23 protein-coding genes and 1 riboswitch are annotated in these 20704 nt (G+C 36.9%); of the genes, 6 read left to right on the forward strand and 17 right to left on the reverse strand.

Annotated elements, in window-relative coordinates; all coding sequences use genetic code 11:
- The coding region (locus ACVYAD_RS24130) for a hypothetical protein (RefSeq protein ID WP_476428189.1) at positions 1-183 on the reverse strand (183 nt) is incomplete at its 3' end.
- Positions 184-352: 169 nt separating this feature from the next.
- Positions 353-1366: a YdcF family protein gene (locus tag ACVYAD_RS24135; RefSeq protein WP_476428190.1), complete on the reverse strand. Its 1014-nt coding sequence runs from the start codon at positions 1364-1366 to the stop codon at positions 353-355.
- Positions 1367-1647: 281 nt separating this feature from the next.
- Here ACVYAD_RS24135 and ACVYAD_RS24140 point away from each other — a divergent pair, with 281 nt between their 5' ends.
- Positions 1648-2109, forward strand: a complete 462-nt coding sequence (locus ACVYAD_RS24140; protein ID WP_079563637.1) for a hypothetical protein — start codon at positions 1648-1650, stop codon at positions 2107-2109.
- A complete protein-coding gene (locus ACVYAD_RS24145; protein ID WP_476428191.1) occupies positions 2097-2384 on the forward strand; it encodes a DUF2653 family protein in 288 nt (95 codons plus the stop codon). Before ACVYAD_RS24140 ends, ACVYAD_RS24145 begins: the two co-directional genes overlap by 13 nt.
- 53 nt (positions 2385-2437) lie before the next feature.
- Here ACVYAD_RS24145 and ACVYAD_RS24150 read toward each other — a convergent pair whose 3' ends face one another.
- The 4 genes from ACVYAD_RS24150 to ACVYAD_RS24165 all read right to left on the reverse strand — a co-directional run bounded on the left by ACVYAD_RS24150 (position 2438) and on the right by ACVYAD_RS24165 (position 6705).
- Positions 2438-2806 carry a potassium channel family protein gene (locus ACVYAD_RS24150; RefSeq protein WP_349661944.1) on the reverse strand — a complete coding sequence of 123 codons (369 nt, stop codon included), beginning with the start codon at positions 2804-2806 and terminating at the stop codon, positions 2438-2440.
- Between the two features lie 670 nt (positions 2807-3476).
- A complete protein-coding gene (locus tag ACVYAD_RS24155) occupies positions 3477-5099 on the reverse strand; it encodes an S-layer homology domain-containing protein (RefSeq protein WP_476428192.1) in 1623 nt (540 codons plus the stop codon).
- A 195-nt stretch (positions 5100-5294) separates the two neighbouring features.
- A complete protein-coding gene (locus ACVYAD_RS24160) occupies positions 5295-6461 on the reverse strand; it encodes an endonuclease Q family protein (protein ID WP_476428203.1) in 1167 nt (388 codons plus the stop codon).
- Between the two features lie 73 nt (positions 6462-6534).
- Entirely contained in the window at positions 6535-6705 is a 171-nt protein-coding gene (locus ACVYAD_RS24165; RefSeq protein WP_476428193.1) for a hypothetical protein, read from the reverse strand.
- A 148-nt stretch (positions 6706-6853) separates the two neighbouring features.
- On the opposite strand from ACVYAD_RS24165, the gene ACVYAD_RS24170 reads away from it, so the two are divergent.
- The 3 genes from ACVYAD_RS24170 (at position 6854) to ACVYAD_RS24180 (ending at position 8170) form a co-directional block, all read left to right on the forward strand.
- A complete protein-coding gene (locus tag ACVYAD_RS24170) occupies positions 6854-7432 on the forward strand; it encodes a TetR/AcrR family transcriptional regulator (RefSeq protein WP_349662316.1) in 579 nt (192 codons plus the stop codon).
- Between the two features lie 70 nt (positions 7433-7502).
- Positions 7503-7856 (forward strand): DMT family transporter, encoded by a 354-nt coding sequence (locus ACVYAD_RS24175; RefSeq protein WP_349662319.1) that lies wholly within the window; start codon positions 7503-7505, stop codon positions 7854-7856.
- Positions 7856-8170, forward strand: a complete 315-nt coding sequence (locus ACVYAD_RS24180) for a DMT family transporter (RefSeq protein WP_476428194.1) — start codon at positions 7856-7858, stop codon at positions 8168-8170. The genes ACVYAD_RS24175 and ACVYAD_RS24180 overlap by 1 nt, the downstream gene beginning before the upstream one ends.
- A gap of 455 nt (positions 8171-8625) precedes the next feature.
- Here ACVYAD_RS24180 and ACVYAD_RS24185 read toward each other — a convergent pair whose 3' ends face one another.
- A complete protein-coding gene (locus ACVYAD_RS24185) occupies positions 8626-9411 on the reverse strand; it encodes a heme ABC transporter ATP-binding protein (RefSeq protein ID WP_349662243.1) in 786 nt (261 codons plus the stop codon).
- A 6-nt stretch (positions 9412-9417) separates the two neighbouring features.
- Positions 9418-10464, reverse strand: coding sequence for a FecCD family ABC transporter permease (locus tag ACVYAD_RS24190; RefSeq protein ID WP_476428195.1), 1047 nt, complete (start codon positions 10462-10464; stop codon positions 9418-9420).
- Positions 10465-10724: 260 nt separating this feature from the next.
- A riboswitch (cobalamin riboswitch) is annotated at positions 10725-10916 on the reverse strand.
- 166 nt (positions 10917-11082) lie between these two features.
- Here ACVYAD_RS24190 and ACVYAD_RS24195 point away from each other — a divergent pair.
- Positions 11083-11679, forward strand: a complete 597-nt coding sequence (locus ACVYAD_RS24195) for a biotin transporter BioY (protein WP_349662241.1) — start codon at positions 11083-11085, stop codon at positions 11677-11679.
- 148 nt (positions 11680-11827) lie between these two features.
- Here ACVYAD_RS24195 and ACVYAD_RS24200 read toward each other — a convergent pair whose 3' ends face one another.
- From ACVYAD_RS24200 to ACVYAD_RS24240, 9 genes are all read right to left on the reverse strand, one after another.
- Positions 11828-12370: an NADPH-dependent FMN reductase gene (locus ACVYAD_RS24200; protein WP_349662240.1), complete on the reverse strand. Its 543-nt coding sequence runs from the start codon at positions 12368-12370 to the stop codon at positions 11828-11830.
- A gap of 63 nt (positions 12371-12433) precedes the next feature.
- The gene (locus tag ACVYAD_RS24205) at positions 12434-13051 is read right to left on the reverse strand and encodes a nitroreductase family protein (RefSeq protein ID WP_349662239.1); all 618 of its coding nucleotides are present in this window, start codon (positions 13049-13051) and stop codon (positions 12434-12436) included.
- Between the two features lie 94 nt (positions 13052-13145).
- Entirely contained in the window at positions 13146-14123 is a 978-nt protein-coding gene (locus ACVYAD_RS24210; protein ID WP_476428196.1) for a ring-cleaving dioxygenase, read from the reverse strand.
- A gap of 51 nt (positions 14124-14174) precedes the next feature.
- A complete protein-coding gene (locus ACVYAD_RS24215; protein ID WP_079563624.1) occupies positions 14175-14609 on the reverse strand; it encodes a MarR family winged helix-turn-helix transcriptional regulator in 435 nt (144 codons plus the stop codon).
- A 261-nt stretch (positions 14610-14870) separates the two neighbouring features.
- Complete coding sequence (locus tag ACVYAD_RS24220) at positions 14871-17105, reverse strand: YcdB/YcdC domain-containing protein (RefSeq protein WP_476428197.1); 2235 nt, start codon at positions 17103-17105, stop codon at positions 14871-14873.
- A gap of 140 nt (positions 17106-17245) precedes the next feature.
- Positions 17246-18535, reverse strand: a complete 1290-nt coding sequence (locus ACVYAD_RS24225) for a glycoside hydrolase family 18 protein (RefSeq protein ID WP_349662246.1) — start codon at positions 18533-18535, stop codon at positions 17246-17248.
- Positions 18536-18653: 118 nt separating this feature from the next.
- Positions 18654-19208 carry a hypothetical protein gene (locus ACVYAD_RS24230; protein ID WP_476428198.1) on the reverse strand — a complete coding sequence of 185 codons (555 nt, stop codon included), beginning with the start codon at positions 19206-19208 and terminating at the stop codon, positions 18654-18656.
- Positions 19208-19759 carry a hypothetical protein gene (locus ACVYAD_RS24235; protein ID WP_349662235.1) on the reverse strand — a complete coding sequence of 184 codons (552 nt, stop codon included), beginning with the start codon at positions 19757-19759 and terminating at the stop codon, positions 19208-19210. Before ACVYAD_RS24235 ends, ACVYAD_RS24230 begins: the two co-directional genes overlap by 1 nt.
- A complete protein-coding gene (locus tag ACVYAD_RS24240) occupies positions 19759-20268 on the reverse strand; it encodes an RNA polymerase sigma factor (RefSeq protein WP_476428199.1) in 510 nt (169 codons plus the stop codon). The genes ACVYAD_RS24235 and ACVYAD_RS24240 overlap by 1 nt, the downstream gene beginning before the upstream one ends.
- Positions 20269-20704: the final 436 nt, after the last annotated feature.

Raw genomic sequence — 20704 nt, forward strand, 5'->3', positions numbered from 1 at the left:
GTTGCTGTCGCTACGTTGCACTGCGCTTTCGCACAGAAAACATTTGTTGCTGTCGCTACGTTGCACTGCGCTTTCGCACAGAAAACATTTGTTGCTGTCGCTACGTTGCACTGCGCTTTCGCACAGAAAACATTTGTTGCTGTCGCTACGTTGCACTGCGCTTTCGCACAGATCAATTGCCACAGGACGTGGCACTCTTAAACTGAGCCCCTCTATTTCAGTAGGTATTTAGACACACTCTAAAAAAGGAAACCCGTCCGCATTCATTTCACCACCTTGAAGTGGAAGTCTTCTACTGAATGGAAATAAAATGCACCTTGCCACTATTATATGGAAGACAGCTCTATATTGGTTACACATATGCTCTTAATATTAAGCCAATAAACAATGTAATAAACAAAAAGACAGTGACATGAATCCATTTATACATTTCTAATAAACCAATAAATTCACGAGTAAATGCATTAGGTACATAATAAAAGGCTGTCTTTGAACCAACACCTTGTGCATCAAGCTTCACCTTTTTGGCATAAATACTTGCACGAAAAACATGAAAATTATTTGTTACGAATAAGGATCGATATTTTTTCCCCTGAGCATGTTTATCCATAATTTCTTTAGAGAATGCCATATTCTGCTCAGTATTTGTCGATTGATCTTCCATAAATACTTTTTGAGACGGTATTTGATGTTCGTCAACTATATATTTTTTCATGGCATATGCTTCTGATACTTTTTCATCACTTCCCTGTCCACCTGAGACGATAATGTAAGGTCGTTCATCATACTTTTTAAACTGCTTTACTGCCTCGTCTAAACGGCTAGCTAAAAGCGGCGGTACTTTATCTCCGATTAGTCCTGACCCTAACACAATAATATAGTTAGGCTCATAAAAGATAGGCGTAAAATGATATAGAGTAGCGTAGGCCATTATGCTTGTATATAAAAACATTGTATATCCGAATACCAAGAACCCATAGAAGAAAAGAATATGCCAAAGATTATTTTCGATATTCATAAAAATCACAAATACATACCAAATCATCATAATAAAAAAACTCAAACCAAAAACAGCTAACAATAGATTTCGTACTTTACGTCCTTCTTTTTCAAGTAAAACTTTACTATTAAAAAACGTAGCTATCGATAAAATAAACATTATACTCGGGAAACTTCCAAGTATTACGACTATACCCATCTTCGACACAATCCCCTGCTCATTCGGGAGAAATACTGGATGACTAAGTATAATGCCTAAAATAAACAACCCTACAAGACCCAGCACTACTGCATTGAAAAAACGTCTTCTTTCCGTTATATAAAAAATTAAAAAAATTAAAATTAATAGTAGTAATGTTGAAATCATCGTTTCACTCCTTTCTTTCCATATACCCTTTTAAGGCTTATCCTCTTAACTCAAGATTGAATTCCGTTCCTACTAGGGGCGGACGTCCAACCTCCACTACAATTAACGATATAAGTAATGCATGTCCAACATTTGGATTAACATTGTCACTACTTGTTCAAATTTGTGCATATACCTAAATTGATGAAAGCGTTTATTTTATTTTTCGAGATGGTTCATGTAAAATTACTATTAGATTAGTTTATGACAAAACTAAAAATTATATTGGAGGAATGTAAGTAATGAAAAAAATTCTTGCCGCTCTTTTTGCAGCGACACTTATGTTTGCAACTGTAGGTGCAACATTGTTCATCTCAGATACACCAACTGCAGAAGCTAAATCCTATAAGTCAGGTAAAAAAGGCTTCTCAAACAATAATAATAACAATAGCTCTAATTTCCAAAAATCTCAGGATAAATCTAAAGATCAAAATAATGCAACAACAAATAAAAGCACAAACAAAACGGATTCAACAGCTAAGAAAGGCGGCTTCTTCTCAGGTGGTCTTATGAAAGGCTTAATGCTTGGTGGCTTAGCTGGCTTATTATTCGGAAGTCTTTTCAGTGGTATGGGTATGCTTGGTAATATTTTAGGCTTATTAATTAACGTTGCAGCCATCATGGTTATCATAATGCTAGTTGTAAAAATTGTTAATATGTTTAAAGATAAAAAGCGTAAAGAGGAAGCACAATGGCACAAATAGTTAATGAACAAGATATTATAAATGCAATTTGCTTATCTCAGGCTTACTATAAAAACATTCGCCCTGAGGATGTACTTGTAGAACTAACATACGATGATGACGCAGGCTTCGGTGCAGAAGTTGAAACGAATGGTCAAGTCGAGATGTTCAATACATCAGCAATGATTGGTGCACTACGTGTATGGATTAAAGACGTCCTACATGGTGATCCATTTTCAACAGGAATCGAATTAGTCTTAGACGATGAAGAAGGCATCATTGCTAGACTATCGTAACTAAGTAAAGAATAGCAGTTCAGTAAATCTTATAGATTTATTGAACTGCTTTTTTATTTTTTCAGACGTTTTATTGCTTGTTCTTTCTTTTCTTCCTCAATTGTAAAATCGACTATTGATCTGCCGAGCATTAATAGCGTAATAAACATGACGCCTGTTCCAACGATTAAATAAATCATTGTAAATATCTTTGAAAAATTACTAGTAGGATACAATCCCGTCTCAACACCGGTTGGAATTAAACTCACTACTGCAAAATACATGGCATCAATCCAATACCATCCTTCCGTTCCTTTATAAAACATTGTCCCTGAAAGAATGATAAAAAATAATGTTGTAAACAAAGATAGAAATTGTGGACGCTTGAATGACTTCCACATGCCTACTAACAATCTTTTTGCAGATAAAATAAATGACAGCATCGCATTCTCCTTTGATCCATTTTCACTTCAGCGTTATTACAATTCTAAATACGTTTCTTGCCATAACATGGGGTTGATTTCCGTTTCCGGCTGGGCGCTTTGTCGCTGCCGCTTTGCTTTCGCACAGTTAAAACATTTGTTGCTGTCGCTTCGCTTTCGCACAGTTAAAACATTTGTTGCTGTCGCTTCGCTTTCGCACAGTTAAAACATTTGTTGCTGTCGCTTCGCTTTCGCACAGTTAAAACATTTGTTGCTGCCGCTACGCTTTCGCACAGTTAAAACATTTGTTGCTGTCGCTACGCTTTCGCACAGTTAAAACATTTGTTGCTGTCGCTTCGCTTTCGCGCAGAGCTTCCTGGGGGCGGCGGGCCAACAGATGTTTTTGCGCGAAAGCGAGTGCTAACGTAGCGACAGCGGCACGATGTTGGTCACGAAAGCATTATCACAGGATGTGATGGTTTTAGCCTTCGTTCCTCTATCCCTAATCCCCAAGGAGTCCCCAACCGTAACGAAGATCAACTTATCAATATGGCATACCTTTCAACTAATGTTATCTCCAACTTTTAATAATGAGCGCCTAAACTGTACTAGATATCCATCGAAATAAAAATAACATATGCAAACGCTTAAAGGTAGAGGTTTCTATTCACAACCTCTACCTTTAATGATTTCATTTCTTTAATAGACTATTAAAATTTATAAATATTTTCGCTGCTTGGCCTCGTTTTGTAGGAGCCTCGGGTGCAAATCCCCCTTCACTACCTATAATAATACCTTGCTCATATAACATAGTTATTGCATGTTTTGTTTCTTCGTCGTAAGAGGCAATATCAGAGAATGGGGCTTTCCCTTTCACAGCATAAGATTGCTTTTTCTCATATTCATAAGCACGATTAATCATTACTGCTAATTGAGCGCGAGTAACTGGCAGCCCTGGGCTAAACGTACCATCCGATCCCTTAATTAGCCCATATGCATACGCTGCTGCAATTTCTGACTGAGTTCCGACATCATAAATTGCAATGTCTGTAAACGGTGCCTGTTCATTCGTCGTTAAACCAAGACTTCTAACAAGCATCGAAGCGGCCTGTGCACGAGTAACAAATTGATCAGGTTTAAACGTACCATCTGGATACCCATTCATAATACCCAATTCAGCTGCCTTCAATATAAACTCCTTTGCCCAATTCTTTTCTATATCAGTAAAGCTTAAATTTCTTCCCGTAGTAAAAGTAACTGTTGGACTTTGAACACTTTCATTCCCAGCCGCATCCACCGCTTTAATTGCTACCGTATATGCTGTATTCGCTATTAAATTATCCAACGTTATAGCGTTTATTGCAGCATCTTGTGTAAATGTTAGTTTACCGTTTACATATACTTTGTAACTAGTGACACCTACATTATCCTTTGCTTCCTGCCAGCTTATTTTTACCGTTGTACTATCCATCATGTTTGCTTGGATCGTTTTTGATACATCCCATAACGTACTTGTTTTAATCGCTGGTAAAAACGCCTCGTTCGCTACTGCTAAATAGCCTGCTTCACTTAAATGAATATTATCAGGGTTTGGTAAATAGCTTGGAACATCTTTTGCTACAATATTGTATGTCGGTACAAAAATGGCACTCGCTTTTTCAGCAGTCGTTTTTATCGTTGCATTCATAACTTTTAATAGCATTTTAAATTGTTGCTGTACATCCTCACTATAGTAAGGAAAAGAATTATAATAGCCCATCACATAAATTTGAGCATTCGGATTAAGCTTCTTAATTTCTTCTAATATAGCAGCAATATTTTTTATTGCTCCCTGGGAAGCTTTTAGCATCATTGCTGCATTAATGCCTGTTGTCTGAGACTCTTCTAAAATAGGTATTAAATCATTGGCACCAACGGTTAGTGTAATAATTTCAGCCTCTTTAATAGATGTGTGAACCTTTACCTTCTCACTTGGATAACCGAATCCTACCACTGACTTTTCCACATTATTTTGTATATCCTTTAATACATCACTCGTTGTATAGCCTGAATTGGCAAAACCCTTATTATAAGAAGTAATTAAACCATCTTGCTGTAAAGCTTGTGCAACAAAATCCGTGTAACCTAACCCGATCATACCAACCTCATTCATACCGTGTGCTAAGGAATCACCCAGTGCTACATAATCTGCTTGATCTACCCAACTTGGCGCTATGTAGTCTCTTTGTTCCTCCGCATTTACACCTATTGGTACTACTAATTGACATGCCAGAATGCTAGCCGCTAAAAATCGAAATTTCTTTGATAATTGCACACCCTCACTCCTCCAAATTTTACTAATTACTATTTTAATATACAGGAGATGGAAATGGGCTAAAAAAGCGTAATTATTTTTAATGTTTATCACCAAAAGTTAGGATGACGTTTATTAAAATGTACGCCATGTTTTCGTTCCGGCTGGGCGACTTCTTGGGGATCAGTGAACTGCGCCTATGGTGATGAACCTTTTTTATTCCAGCTGAACCTTCCCATAAATGCCGCCACCACCAACTTCAATTACCAATTGCCCCGTTCTTGCTAAATCAATCATCTTGGCAATTTTATGTGGCACGATTTGTTCGAGTTGTTCTAGCGTAACTCGATGCAAGATGTTCATCTCTGTACCAAATGCTTGTACTAATCGTTCCATCATTTTCGGCCCTAATCCTGGAATAAATTCTAGTGGTACTTGGTGAATATATGGTGGTCGTGCACGTTTATCAGTTACTTGCTCTGAAAGCTCCTTTATGCGTGTTGCAACCCCTTTTATAATTTGCGTGCTTTCACAGTTTGTACAAATTGTTGCAGCGGTGCTGAGCTGCTCACCACATTTTGCACAGACGGTTTGATGATATTTACCAAGCAAAGGATTTAAACCATAATTGGCTGTTACTGCTCGACCTTGTTGCTCATGAAGCGCCATCTTTAATTCTGTAAAATTTGCATTTGATAGTCTCAATTTTTGATACTCACGTGCAATTTTCCCAAGTGAATGTGCGTCAGAATTGCTAACAAATGTATATGCTTGCAGTTCTCTAATGTTACTCACCATTTCAGTATTGGAGCTTAACCCAAGCTCTATCGCATCTATAAGCTGAGGGTCAAAAACTTCTGTTAAACTACGATGTACACCTTTACCGAACAAACTTTTAAATGGTGTAAAGACATGGGCAGGAATAAAAAGACCGCCTAATTCATGAACCTTTTGCTGCAATGTTAGCCCATCACAATAAATTCGCTGAGAGCTTAAATGGATATTTTTCATATGATTAGACATCCAGTTTGAAAATTCCCTCATAAGCGAAAGTGTTGGAAAATAAGCAAGCACATGGATGGGTCCAAGGCAATGCTGATCATATACTTCAATTTCAGAACCTGGAATAAGTGTAGTTTCTTGAAAACGAAGTCCTCCCTGTTCCAGCTCCTTCAGTTCACCCTGTTCTATCATCTTAGCCATTTCATCCATTACTTCTGGTGAATGACAATCAATAATCCCGATAATTTCTAGTCCCTTTCTTGCGCTTGAAATCTCTAAAATTCTCGCTAGCGTTAACGTTTTACTGCCAGTTATTTTAACAGCACGTCCACTTGAAGTGCGTCCAATATGAATATGTAAATCTGCATAGAAATCCTGCATCATTGTAACCCCCTATCCACTCTTTAAGTGAAATAAAAAAACCTCACATTGCTGCAAGGCATTTTATTCGTAATTATGATGGATGATTGCTGTTAGTGCTATTATTTGACTCAAAGGCACCCGAGCCTTGTGATGGCAATATTGAAGAATCATAGGCTACTAAGGTCACCCCAATGTTCTTTTCTAGCTCATTAATCCTTTCAAGCTGTTGCTGATTTAGTTGCGCAATTTTTATCTCTTCCATTTTCATCAAATCCTTTCACGAATAAAGTTCCCTAAATAAGAAACATATATACACAGAAAATAATGACTGATTGTCAGTCATTTTTCGTTGACTTTATTTCAGCTATTTTGTAACATAATAAATAAGCAGGCTAAAAGCGAGGGATTCCATGTCAAAAGAAGAGAAAATTATTCAAGCTGCAATTGAAGTTTTTCGTGAAAAAGGAATTGAAAAGACAAAGGTTTCAGATATCGTAAAAGCTGCAGGTATTGCGCAAGGGACATTTTATCTTTATTTCCCATCAAGGCTTTCAGTTATGCCAGCCATTGCAAAAGTTATGGTTGAGAAAATTATTGCTGCTATAAACGATGGTATTTCAACACAGGAGCCTTTTGCAAAGCGGCTTGAAAAGTTAGTAGATATTGTATTTTCACTAACAGAGGAATATCGAGATGTATTTGCACTTATCTATGCTGGTATTACACAAACCGAGCATATGAAAGAATGGGAAAATATATATGCTCCCTATTACGAATGGATGAATAATTTCTTATACGAGGCTCAACAAGAAGGAACGATACGTGAATCTCTAAACACTACACGTTCTTCTAAACTTATTATCGGTCTAGTAGAATCTGCTGCTGAACAAATTTACTTGTATGATGACAGTGAAGAAGAAACAATTAGACTTCAAAAGCTTGAGCTCCTCAACTTTTTACATCATGCACTCGGTTTACGTCACGCCTAAGTGACGTTCTCTTTTACACTAAAAATGACTGATTGTCAGTCATAATCATGGATAAATGAAAGGAATAACTATGCAAAAAGATTGGGTTTATGTTGGATTAACTAGTTTGTTTGAATTGTTTTGGATATTTGGTTTTAATGTTGCCGGTGCTTGGTGGCATTGGATTATTATTGTTTCCTTAATTGCGTTGGATTTTCATTTCTTATCGAAGGCTTGTGAAAACTTACCTACTGGCACAGTTTATGCGACTTTTGCAGGGGTCGGTGCAATTGGTACTACATTAATGGACATTTTTATTTTCGATGGTGAGTTTAATACGATAAAAGGAATTTTCATGTTTATTTTAGTATTAGGTGTTATTGGTCTTAATTTAGCTGATAACCCTTCAAAAGATTATGATGAAAAGAAAGGAGCTAATGCATAATGGGCTGGTTACTTGTTTTATTAGCCGCAATTTCAGAAATTATCGGTGTTGTAGGTTTACGCTTTTATAGTCAGAACAAAACTATACGTAATTTATTAATATATGCGGGCGGCTTTGGTATGTCCTTTGTGCTTTTATATACCTCCTTTAACTATCTACAGTTAAGCATTGCCTATGTAGTGTGGATTGGTATTGGTACAGTTGGGGCTGTTCTCGTGAATATTATATTCTTCGGTGAATCTAAAAACCTGACTCGAATTATTAGTATCATCGCCATTATCATCGGTGTGGCAGGCTTAAAAGCAGTATCTTAATTTGTCTTCAATTCTAAGTAAGTAAATGTGTCCTAAAGCTTATGGCCCTTTGGCAAAGCGAGGGGTTGATTTCCGTTCCGACTAGGTGCTTTGTTGCTGCCGCTACGCTTTCGCACAGTTAAAACATTTGTTGCTGGCGCTTCGCTTTCGCACAGAGCAGAGCTTCCTGGGGGCGTCGGGCCAACAGATGTTTTTTGCGCGAAAGCGTAGTGCTAACGTAGCGACAGCGGCACGATGTTGGTCAAGAAGGCGTTATCACAGGATGTGATGCTCTTAGCCTTCGTTCCACTATCGCTGATCCCCAATGAGTCGCCCAGTCGAAACGAAGATCAACCACAATTTTTAGAGATAAAAAGAAACCTCAGCATTGTTTATCTGTGCGACAGCAACAACAAATCTTTCACTTTTCTATATACATTTTCACTTTCAAATCTCTCCATAACAATATGTATCAATCATTTAACTTCCTTCGTGAATTGCTCTGGGATATACGTTAAATATGGCTTACCTGTCAGTGGATGTGTTTGAATATCGGCATAAACCCCAAATACATCTTGTAATAATGTCGGTGTAAGTACTTCTTCTGGCGTGCCAAAACAAACAATTCGACCTTGCTGTAAAACATAAATTTGATCGCAATACATAGCCGCAATGTTTAAATCATGGATTGCAGCAACAACTGTTAATTGTAAGGTTTGGATTAGATCCATAAGCTGCAATTGATGCTGAATATCTAGATGATTTGTTGGCTCATCTAAAATAAGCACTTGTGCTTGCTGAGCAAGGGCACGAGCAACCATCACACGCTTTTTTTCGCCACCCGAAAGAGAGCTATAGCTACGTTTCTCTAAATGAGCGATACCCGTTTGCTTCAGTGCATCCTTTACGATTTGAAAATCTTGCTCTTGATCAAACTCCAATAGTTTTTTATGGGGTGTTCTCCCCATACTCACTAAATCATGCACTGTAAAATCAAATAAGACCGGTGTTTCTTGACTCACAACTGCTAGATTTTTAGCTATGTTTTTACTCGATTGCTTTAGAATATCTTGTTCATTTAATAACACTGTTCCACTTTCTGGTTTTAATAAACGGTACAAATTCTTTAATAGCGTTGACTTCCCACTACCATTAGGACCGATCAACCCAACAAATTGCTTGTCCTTTATTTGAACATTTACTTCATGTAATATGCGTTCATCAGAAATGGAGAATGATATTTGTTTCGCTTCTAATGTCATATTTTTTTAATCTCCTTCACCGAAAGAATAATTGTTACGACGTAGCAGCCAAATGAAAAATGGACCTCCGCAAAAAGCCGTGATAATTCCTATCGGCATTTCCTCAGGGGCAATTAATATTCGAGCAAGTGCATCTGCCCAAACTAAGAATATCCCCCCTAATAATGCGCTAATCGGTATGACATACTTATGATTTGAACCTACAATTAGCCGTACAATATGTGGAATGATTAAACCAACAAATCCAATTGAGCCACTTACAGCAACCAACACACCCGTTAATAACGATACTAATAAAATAAGCTGTATTCGAAATTGTTGTAAGTTAACCCCTAATGTAACTGCGGCTTCTTCTCCAAGAAGTAATAAATTTAAGCTGCGATAGTTGAGCCATAACAAGGCAAATACTACAATAAAAATGACTGCAGGAATTACAAGAATACTCCATTTCGCCCCTGCTAGGCTTCCTAGCATCCAAAACATGACTGCCTTCATTCCCCCCTCTTGCTTCGACAACATTAAGATAAAATTTGAAATAGCAGATAAAATAAATGACACCGCCATCCCTGAAAGCAAAAGTCGAAAGACGGATACTCTACCGCCAACATGCGATAAGAAGAAAACTAACCCCATTGCTGTGAGAGAGCCTAAAAAAGCCGATACGGAAAGAGCATAAACGCCCAGAAATGAAAAGGCACCTAAAATGATGACAGCTGTGGCACCAACCGTCGCTCCAGAAGAAATCCCTAAAATATATGGTTCTGCAATTGAATTACGAACGAGCGCCTGAATAGCTGCTCCTGCAATTGCCAAGCCTGCTCCGACGATAGCAGCGAGTAATACACGCGGAGCCCTTATTTGCCAAATGATAATTTCCTGTGAGCGACTCCAATCTTGTTCGATTGAGCTTTGAATAATAGGGATTTTAGAAAGGATAACCTTCCATACATAAAGTGGCGTAACGGAAACCGATCCAACCATAATTGCAATTGTCATTGAAATAATAAGTAGTAGTAGAAGGGGCATCGAAAGTAACATAAATTTTCTATTCATCTTTTTATTAACTCCTAATCATTAAACATTAATTTCATCTAGCCGTAATTGTAGCTGATACTCTGCTAATATTTGCAGTACGAAGATAAATGAAAGAAAAAAGGGTATTCCATGCAAATGCGCATGGAAATACCCTAGAATCAATTATGCTTGGCATAATCGCGTCTTTCAGCGTGTATTTGGACACCTGCTGAAAGAAATTAAACAATGTTAGATTTTCTTCTACTATTGTCCGTAATCGCTTTCATCCTCGTGGGCATTACAGGAATAACTAAATGGCAGGTCTCCTGGCTTCGAATCAATGTATCTATGATTGCCTTCCCATTCTAGAACAGTGGCTAAATCATCATAGAACTCCTCGTTACAGTTGCGGGACAGCGTCGGATTTGCACCGATTTCCCTTTTAAGTGACACATTGTATAAGATGTCACACCATTAGTATCGAATGATTTAAAATTATGACAATTCTATCATATATTTCAATAGTTAGTCTATACTATCAATCATTTATCAAGTTAAGAAACACCTTTACGTTAACCTAAAGCGATAATAAAGTTGACACAAAAACTTTATTTTCTTACACTATTATTATCAACATTACTTTTCAGAGGTGAAATAATGACAACCATTGTGGAACATACACATCAAAAATTAAGAACAGTAGATATTGCATACATTGGACTTTTTTCAACATTAATGATGATAGGAGCTAATATTACGTCCATTGTGCCTTTCATGGTTGTTGGCGGAGTACCGATCACATTGCAAACGTTTTTTGCTATTTTAGCGGGACTTATTCTCGGTAGTAGAAAAGGGGCACTCGCTTGTACTGTTTATATGTGCATCGGTTTAGCAGGAGCACCTGTATTTGCACGATTCAGCGGAGGCTTTGGACAAATTTTAAGTCCTACATTTGGTTTCATTGTCTCGTTTATATTAGCAGCATTTGTCGCAGGGCTTATTGTAGAACGCATTGGAACGAAGAAAAGCTATGTAGTTGCTGCATTAGTTGCAACTGCTATTAATTATTTATTAGGGACAAATTGGATGTACTTTGCCTATAAGCTATGGGCTAGTGCGCCTGATGCTTTCACGTATAAAATAGCATGGCTTTGGATGATGCCTCCTTTGCCAAAGGATATTATTTTAGCTATATTCGCGGGTATTTTTGCATACCGTCTTCAAAAGGTATTGAAAATAATTCCAATCAAATAAAGGTTCATCACCAAAACGTGGGTTGATTTCCGTTCCGACTTATATATAAGGCAAAGAGTGTCGGGGCTTTAACCTCTAAACCCAAAAAATATTATAAAACCTAAAAATGTCCCATCAGTATTTTACATACTAATGGGACATTCTATTGTTAAACGTATGTTTTCATCCAGTTTAAGAAGTTATCAATAACTACATCTAGGAATTTGATAGTACCCTCATCTGTTAAATGGCCTTCAGCATCAAATTTAGTGTGTACTGCGCCAATATAAACATCATTACCACTAAGTAATGGTGAATTTACTCCAGGTGAGAATAAAATATCTCTTAAGTGTAATTGTGCTTTAACAGTACCTAAGTTACCCATTGATGCACCCATCATGAATGATGGCTTACCAATCATTACTTTATCAACGCGAGATAACCAATCGATGGCGTTAACCATAACACCTGGCACTGTACCATTATATTCTGGAGTCAGCCAAAGAACGGCATCCGCCTCTTTTACTTGTGCTTTAAAATCTAATACTGTTTGCGGTGCTTCATTTTCGATATCTTGGTTATACATTGGTAGGTCTTTTAAGCTTAATACTTCAAGATCCAATTTCTCCGCATAACGCTTTTGAATAAATTTCGCTAACTGCAGATTATAAGATTCTTTACGGATACTACCTACGATTGCTACTACTTTCACAATATTTCCTCCTAAATGTGCATTAAATTTATTTTTTGTAAAGCACTTTTATTTTATACCGACCTAATAATAGGTTGCAAATTCCTCAACTGGTTTACGATAACCACGCAAGCGGCGACTACTTTCTTTTTCCTTACCAATTGTAATCATTAGCGCAATTTCTTGTGTTTCTGGGACATTAAAAAGGGCTCTCATTTGTTGCTGATCAAAGCCGATCATTGGACATGTATCCCATCCACGATTTTTGGCTGCCAACATAAATAACATAGCTGAAAGTGAAGCGTTACGAATAGCCTCCTCTTTCTTAAACTCCTCGCCGCGCTCATTATAAAATTTTGTATTTTCTTCAACAAGATTTTCTAACTCACAAGCATTAATAATGCCTAAGTCTACCATCCCTTGACTAAGGTTAGCAGTATTTTTATAGGCTTCTTTATCTCCTAAAACAAGTATAACCGCCGAGGCTGAGTGCACTTTATATTGCCCGTATGCTGCTTCTCTTACTTTTTCTTTTTTTTCTTCATCTAAGACAACGATGTAATTAGCATGCTGTAAATTAAAAGCAGATGGAGCAAGTTTGACATCCTCCAAAATAGGACGTATATCTTCTTCGCTCATCTTAATACCCTCTATAAAATTATTCGCAGAACGACGCTTATCTATTACCTTTGCAAATTCCATCCAATTGACCTCCAATCATTTTCTTTTAAAAATATGTAATTTCCATTCAGCGAGACTTGTGTTTCTCTACTGAATGGAATGAAAAGTATTACTCTTATTCTTTATCGAACGTAATCGTACTTCTTACAGTGTCAATAGGACGAACAAGCTCTTCAATTTGTGCACGCTTTAGCTCTAAAAACGGTGGCAACGATAATTTTTCACCTAATGTTTCATAAGGCTCGTCCCCCATAAATCCTGGGCCATCAGTAGCTAGCTCAAATAAAATTTGTGGTGCAACTCGTGCATAAAGGGATTCAAAGAAGTGACGGTTTACATAACCCGAAGTATGGAAGCCAAAGCTTTCAAATCGTTCAGTCCATTCATCTAATACAGCGCGATCCTCTACGCGGAATGCTGCATGATGTACTGTACCGAAGCCTTGACGAGCTACTGGTAAAACTGCGTTAAACTCTACAATGATTTGTGCACCGTTTCCGCCTTCACCAACCTCAAATAAATGGAAATCCCCTTCCTCTGCAATTTCTGTAAAGAGCATCACTTTTTCGAGCACCTCTTTGAAATATTTTAAATTAGCAACTCTTACAAAAACTGGACCTAAGCCTGTAATTGCGTATTCTAGAGGAATCGGTCCATCTTGCCATGGAGTGCCTGATGCAACACCTGTATTGTTTTCATCAGAAATAAGTTGATATTGCTGATCATCAAAATCTACGAATGATAAATTTTTCTTGCCAAATTGCTCTTGTATACCTGTATGTTTAACATTTAATCGATCAAAACGTTTTACCCAATAGTCCAATGCCACATCTGTAGGCACGCGGAATGAAGTTTTGGAAATTTCATTCGTTCCATGCACACCTTTTGGGATGTTTGGGAAATCAAAAAATGTCATATCAGTACCAGCACTACCTTTATCATCCGCAAAGAATAAATGATATGTTTGGATATCATCCTGATTTACTGTTTTTTTCACTAATCGCATCCCTAATACATAAGTAAAGAATTTATAATTCTCTTCCGCACTACTTGTAATAGCAGTAACGTGGTGAATTCCTTTTAAATGGTTCATTTTATGTTCCTCCTATTTATCTCGATTTCGAGATATATACGTAAATTTTTTTTATTTTTCAACTGCGTTTAAACCAACCTTTTTTAAAGACAGGATCATTGTGTCCATCTCCTGTTGATCTAATACTTCAAAAATCTCATTAATTTTTTGTTCATGCTTTGGAAATATTTCTTCCATCAACGTTTGTCCTTCATATGTTAATAAAACATATGTGACACGACGATCCTTTGGGCAAGCACGTCGATACACAAAACTTTTTTGTTCGAGCTTATCAATAACATACGTAATACTACTGCTTGCAATTAAAATTTTCTTTCCAATCACTTGAATTGGTTGCTCACCATGGTGATATAAAAACTCAAGTACTGAAAATTCGGTTTGATTTAAATCGTATTGAAGTAAATCTCTCTTTGTTGCATCCTGAATCGTTTGATACGCCCGGAACAAGACCGTAAAAGCTTTTAAATTACGATTGTTTTCCTTCATACGACTCCCTCTTCCCATTTACTTTGAATTCATTTATCTTTAATTCGAGACAATAATAACATATAAAATAATTAACGGCAATCCTTTTGTTTTTCTGTAATCATCAATTATACCTCGTCATATTTGTAACTGCCGTTTCGCTTTCGGTACAGAAAACACTTGCACCTGTCGCTTCGCTTTCGGTACAGAAAACACTTGCTGAAAGAAGTTAAAAGGGTATCCCCTAAAATAGGAGATACCCTTTCATGTATCGATTATTGATTAATAGTAGTAACGGCGGCCGTTATTTTCCTCATTAATAGCCTTTGCTAGACGAACTGTAGATATTGCCAAATCTGCATACGTCACTTTCCCAGTAGCATTGAATTTATTTTGCTGTCCATCAATTAGACCCATCGCACTTGCTAAAGCAATATAACCTGCGTATTCCTGTTTAATTGAGCTTGCATCAGCAAAGTTTAATTTGTAAATGTCACCATGCTTAGCAGCACTCTCTAAATTTAGTACACGTACTAACCATTCTGCAAGCTCTTGACGAGTCAATTCTTTATCTACTGCAAATTGATCCGCAGGTTGTATAATACCTATGCCTACAGCTTGTTCAACGGTTCCGTATAATGGATGCTTTTTGTCAATATTTTTAAAGGATTGCTTCTCGTCTTCTCTTCCATACGTACCAAAATCATAATATCCGTATGATAATGATTTAACTAAAATTTTTAAAGCTTCTCCCTTGTTTACAGCTGTATCAGCATTAAAGTTTGCTGGGTCTTTCACTTCTAATACATTTTGGTGTAGTAAATAAGTTAATTCTCCTCCAGCTGTTGGATGTGAAATAGCTGGTTTTTCTTTAGCATCATCAACATTTTGAAGCCATTTACCAGTTGTTGCATCAATACTATTGAATAAGCTACCATCATAAACTGGAGAGTATACTAAATCATAGTGATGTTTATCCTCGCCATCCTGTTTTGCATACTGAAGCTCCAAGCTTAGTCCCTTATGGAACGTTTCTTTTGCTTTATCAGCAGGAATAGCTTTATTTACAGCTGGCCAATTATCAATCTTGTGATTACTAATATTTAATGAACTTAATTTCCCATCTGCACTAATACCTACAGAAATTTCATCCCCTACTACAGCAATACCATTGACAATACGTGGGAAGGAGAAGTAATATCGTTTACTTTCTTTGTCATATGTTGTTTCTTCTATTGGTTTTGAATAGTTATGAAGGTAGGACGGAGCCCATGCTTTTAAGTAGTCTATCGCTTTTGCTAAAGCAGCTTCTTTCGCGATTGGTTCTACTTTCTGATCTGTCTCCATGAAATCTCTACGTATATCCCAGTAATCTGTAATCTCACCTGTTGCCTTGTTCACTTCGAATGATGCGCCATAGCCACTATTTCCTAAATGATACATATAATTTACTGAATAAATTGTCTCACCATTGTCGTTTTCTCTTTCATTAACCGACTCAATTTCTAGCTTCACTTTGTCTGAATCAACTTTCAAGAAAGACTTAGCTAGCTCTTCGACTTCTGCTACTGTAACGTCCTTCTTTCTAGGTTCAAGTGGTTGCGATGCCAGTTTTTCTACACCTTTTGCCGTTGGAACTTGAGAAGTAAAACCATTCACTGTATGCCACTGCCCATTTAATGCATGCACACCCGTGAAGCTTGTTGGCGGCATATATACAAGCTTCGCAATAGATTCGCCTGTTTGGTAGTTATAATCCACCATATAGCGCAAATCTACTGACAAATTTTCGCGAACTTGTGCAAGTATATCTGATTCATTTTTTTTCTGATCTACATTATCAAATGTTGCCTTACTAGTTGACCCAGTATTACGATACATACTTACAACTTCACCATTTGCTAGAACAGTAATATTGAGATTCTCATTACTTAGTGGTACACCATTATGTGTTGGCGAATAATTGAATGAATACGTAATTGGTTCAGATAAAGGTCGACTAAAACTAAAACCAAAATCACCATACCAATCGTCTTCACGAAGCTTGTAATTTGCAGTATTCGGCATTTTCTTTAAGAAGTCTTGGGCAATTTTCTTTGCATCGGCCTCTGAATACTTCACTGGATACAATGCATCCGCTATATTGGCAGGTTGGTAGTGGAAATATTCTAGTTCTAAATTTTCGCCTTTAAACGTAAATTCACCAAAAACATCTTTGCCATTGATTGTCTTTTGGAAGCTTAAGTCATAGCGTATTGTAGCATCATCATTAAAGTAATGCGCTTCCCCCATTGAGAAATCCTTCTCTGATACAAATTTGAACTTGCCTGGGAATAATGTATTCAATTGCTTAATAAGTTCACTTTTTGTAACCTTTGTTTCTGTTGAAGCAACTTGGATTGCAACTCTCTCTTGTGATTCTTTTACATTTGCTGAAGCTTGTGCCATTGGCGAAATTACACCCACTGAAAATGCAGTAGACGCTAGTATAATACCTAACTTTTTAAATTTATCCAAAATATACCTCCTAAAATATCATTTACCATTATTATAATATATATTTCCATAAATGGAAATGTCATTTCCAGATAATTAATATTTATTAGAAAAAGGGAATGAGCTCCTTTTGCAGCGAAAGTATTTACTCCTTAAGATTCTCATTTCTTTACTACATCAAAATTTGATCCGATCAATAGCCAATTTTGCGGGAATGGGAGACCTAATTTCCAGTAGCCTACTCCTCTAAGATTGTACCTTTTGATTAAATTGAACTTCGCTTGAATGGATCTTGCATCCTCGAACCACACCACATGTGCTCTACCTTGCTCATCGTAGTATTCAAAGAACGGAGCTTGAGATCTCAAATCAAACTGAATAGCAGCATTATATTTTTTAGCAATTTCAATTGCTCTTTGTGGACTAATTGCTTCTGCATTCGGGCCCCCTTGTACAAAAGGCAATGTCCAGTTATATCCATATAAATTTTGTCCAAGTATAATTTTGTTACGAGGTATCTCACTTACTGCATATTTTACAACCGCCTCTACCTCGGGAAGTGGCGATACGGCCATAGGTGGCCCTGCAGAATATCCCCATTCATAAGTCATTAACATAACAAAATCCACTATTTCTCCATGTGCTTTATAATCATGCCCCTCTGTCCACGGACCTCGCTCACTAGCACTTGTTTTTGGAGCTAGTGCTGTCGATACGGTATACCCCTGTGGATGGAATCGACTCACCGCTCTCCTTAAAAAATTGTTATATGCTTCTCGTTGATCGCCCGGCAAATTCTCAAAATCGAAATGAATATCTTTAACGCTTCCTAAACGCTTTGCCTCTTCAAGAATATTATTAAAAAGTAAATCCTGTACTGCTGTACTTTGAAAAATATCTCTCGCTAAATCACCGCTAAAACTAAAATTCTCTAGGTTTGAGACAACCATCGCTAGAGAAGCTCCTGTATCATTTGCAATTTGCGCCACACCTTGACTCGGTGGTACCTTAAGCGTTCCATCTCGCCTTGCCTCATAGCTAAATAAAGCAAGATACGTTAAAAATGGACCAGCTTCTCTTGCTTGGCTCAATAATGCTTCACTAACGAATGTCCCTCTCGGCTCTAAATATGCCAATGTTTCAGCTCTTGTTTTTGGTTGAGGTGGAATATAAAGTCGCATACCAATCGATAAAGGCTGACTCGGACTAATATTGTTGACTTGAGCAAGTGTTAAATAATTAATGCCAAAGCGTTGGCCGATTGAATATAAACTATCCCCTGACTGCACATAATAAAAATTTCCTACAATCGGTATTACAAGCGCTTGCCCGACAACTAATCGATTCGGTTCAGGAATTTGATTGGCATCTACGATACTTTGAACTGTTGTCCCATACGCCTGCGAAATACCCCATATGGACTCCCCTGCCCGTACAACATGTATTTGAATGGCAGTGCCTCCTTCTAGCTTGATAAAATTACACCTATAAAGCTTATGAATTAGGAAAGGAAAAGATGTCATTGCTAAGTAAACACAGATTCCTAAAGCAAAAAAGATCCATCGCTTGTTACAGCGAATGAACCTTATTTCCATTATTTTTTTTATAGTATTTAAGACACGCTCGATAATAGAATATAAATAAAAAATAAGCAAACAGCTGTAGTAAAGAGCCTATAAAATGAACATTCCCTCGCATACTTGTATCAACATTTATTGAAAATGCCTGTATGACAAAACCGCAAAGCATAAATGCCATAAATTTCTGGTATGTTTTTAATGTTTTTGCTTCAAGAGGTTTATTATTATGAATGTGTAATAATAATTGAAAAACCCAGTACATGAAGATGATGAATAAAAATTGCATAAACTGTACACCAATTCCTCCTAATATACTATAGTCTAGCCATTGACCTAGCTCTAAGAAAAATGACATTACCGCCAAAATAATAGCGAAGTTTTTCGACCAACGCTTTAAATTATGGAACGTTGGCAGTAAGTGAATACCATATGCAAAAAATATATAGCCAATAAAATCCGGCAACATATCCGGTAATCCGAAATTACTTAAATCTACAAATACAAAGCACACCCCGTTAAATAAATGATCGTAAGGATTTTTCATTATTTCATACCCCCCTCATTTGTTTTCATCAAATAGTTATCATGTTCCTGTTGAATTTCATCTATATAGTATTGCTTACTCGTATAATCGTAGGTTTCGTTATAGCTTGAGCTTGGTTGTACAGTAGGTTCATCCATATTTTGATGCTCTGCATATATTAAGTTCCCTACCCATGCCAAGAAAGATAAAGAAAATGTCATGTAGACAAGTCTTCCCTTCGTAAGTCCTTTGTAATAAACGAACAAAATAAACAATGAGAGCGTAAGCATGAGGAACATACATACTATATTAGTAAGATCTTTTTCCAGATTGATAGTTAACTGTGCGGCATTTTTCAAATGGAACGATTGTCCTGTACTAATGCTGAATACAAATAGAAGTGCAGCTAGCGTCACTGGAACGGTTAGTATGGTTGCAATAGAAAATCTTTTTGTCTTTTTTATATGAGTCTTTTCGAGTTTTTGACGTAATTGATTTGAGAAATCTAAATCTGGATCTTTATCAGGGCGTTTCTTTAATGCATCAACTAAATCGTAATCACGTTCTTCCATCAATCATCCCTCCCTACCTTTTTTCGAAGCCTTGCCATTGCTCGGTGAAAATCAACACGTACTTTGACTTCCGAGATACCTAATATCGCAGCTGTTTCTTGTATCGTGTAGTCTTTTACCATTCTGCAAATAATGATTGTCCGATCATGTGATTTTAATGTCATTAATGCTTCTTGTACTGCCTGCCATTGCTCATTTTTCTCCACAATCTCTAAAGGCTTTGGTATTTCCTTCAAGACGGGCTGCAAGCTAAGTTTTTCTGTTAATAAACGCTTTATTTTCTGCCTTCTATGTATATCTACTGCTGTATTCCGTGCAATTGATAAGAGCCAAGTTTTTACTTTATCTTTATCCTTCAAATTATGTAACTGCTTCATCGCCTTAAAAAACGTTTCTTGCGTAATATCCTCTGCCTCTTGTTTGCTATTTGTATAATAAAGCGCAAAATGATACACATCACGATGATAACAATCGTACAAATGTTCAATTTTTAATATATCCTGATGCAAAACTTCACCCCACTTTCTACACTTACAAATAAGTCGTCGCAACTAATGATTTGTTACACTTTTTTTACAACTAGCGTAAACACCTCGTTCTTTATATTGTTTACCTCGTTGTAAATGTTGCTCAAGTTGGTAGTGTCGATTCCGAGGCAAGTCCATTCTACAAGTGATATGCGTAATGTCATTGTGGAGGAATTAGCGAAGTTATTAAAAGCTAACAAACGTTGAAATGAAAAAATAACTCTTATTTATTGAAGGTAAACTTGCTAGCTATTCATTACACTTGGGCAGTGGTAGGATTATGTCAAAGCTTTTATTGTTAAGTGAAGAAACAAAAATTAAAGATTCAGCTATTTTAGGACATATTTGCAACTATGAACAAACACAAAAAGGAAGAGATGACTGTTAGCGATTTCCGTCATCTCTTGTTAAATGTCTA

Source organism: Lysinibacillus sp. G1-3, from assembly GCF_056322905.1.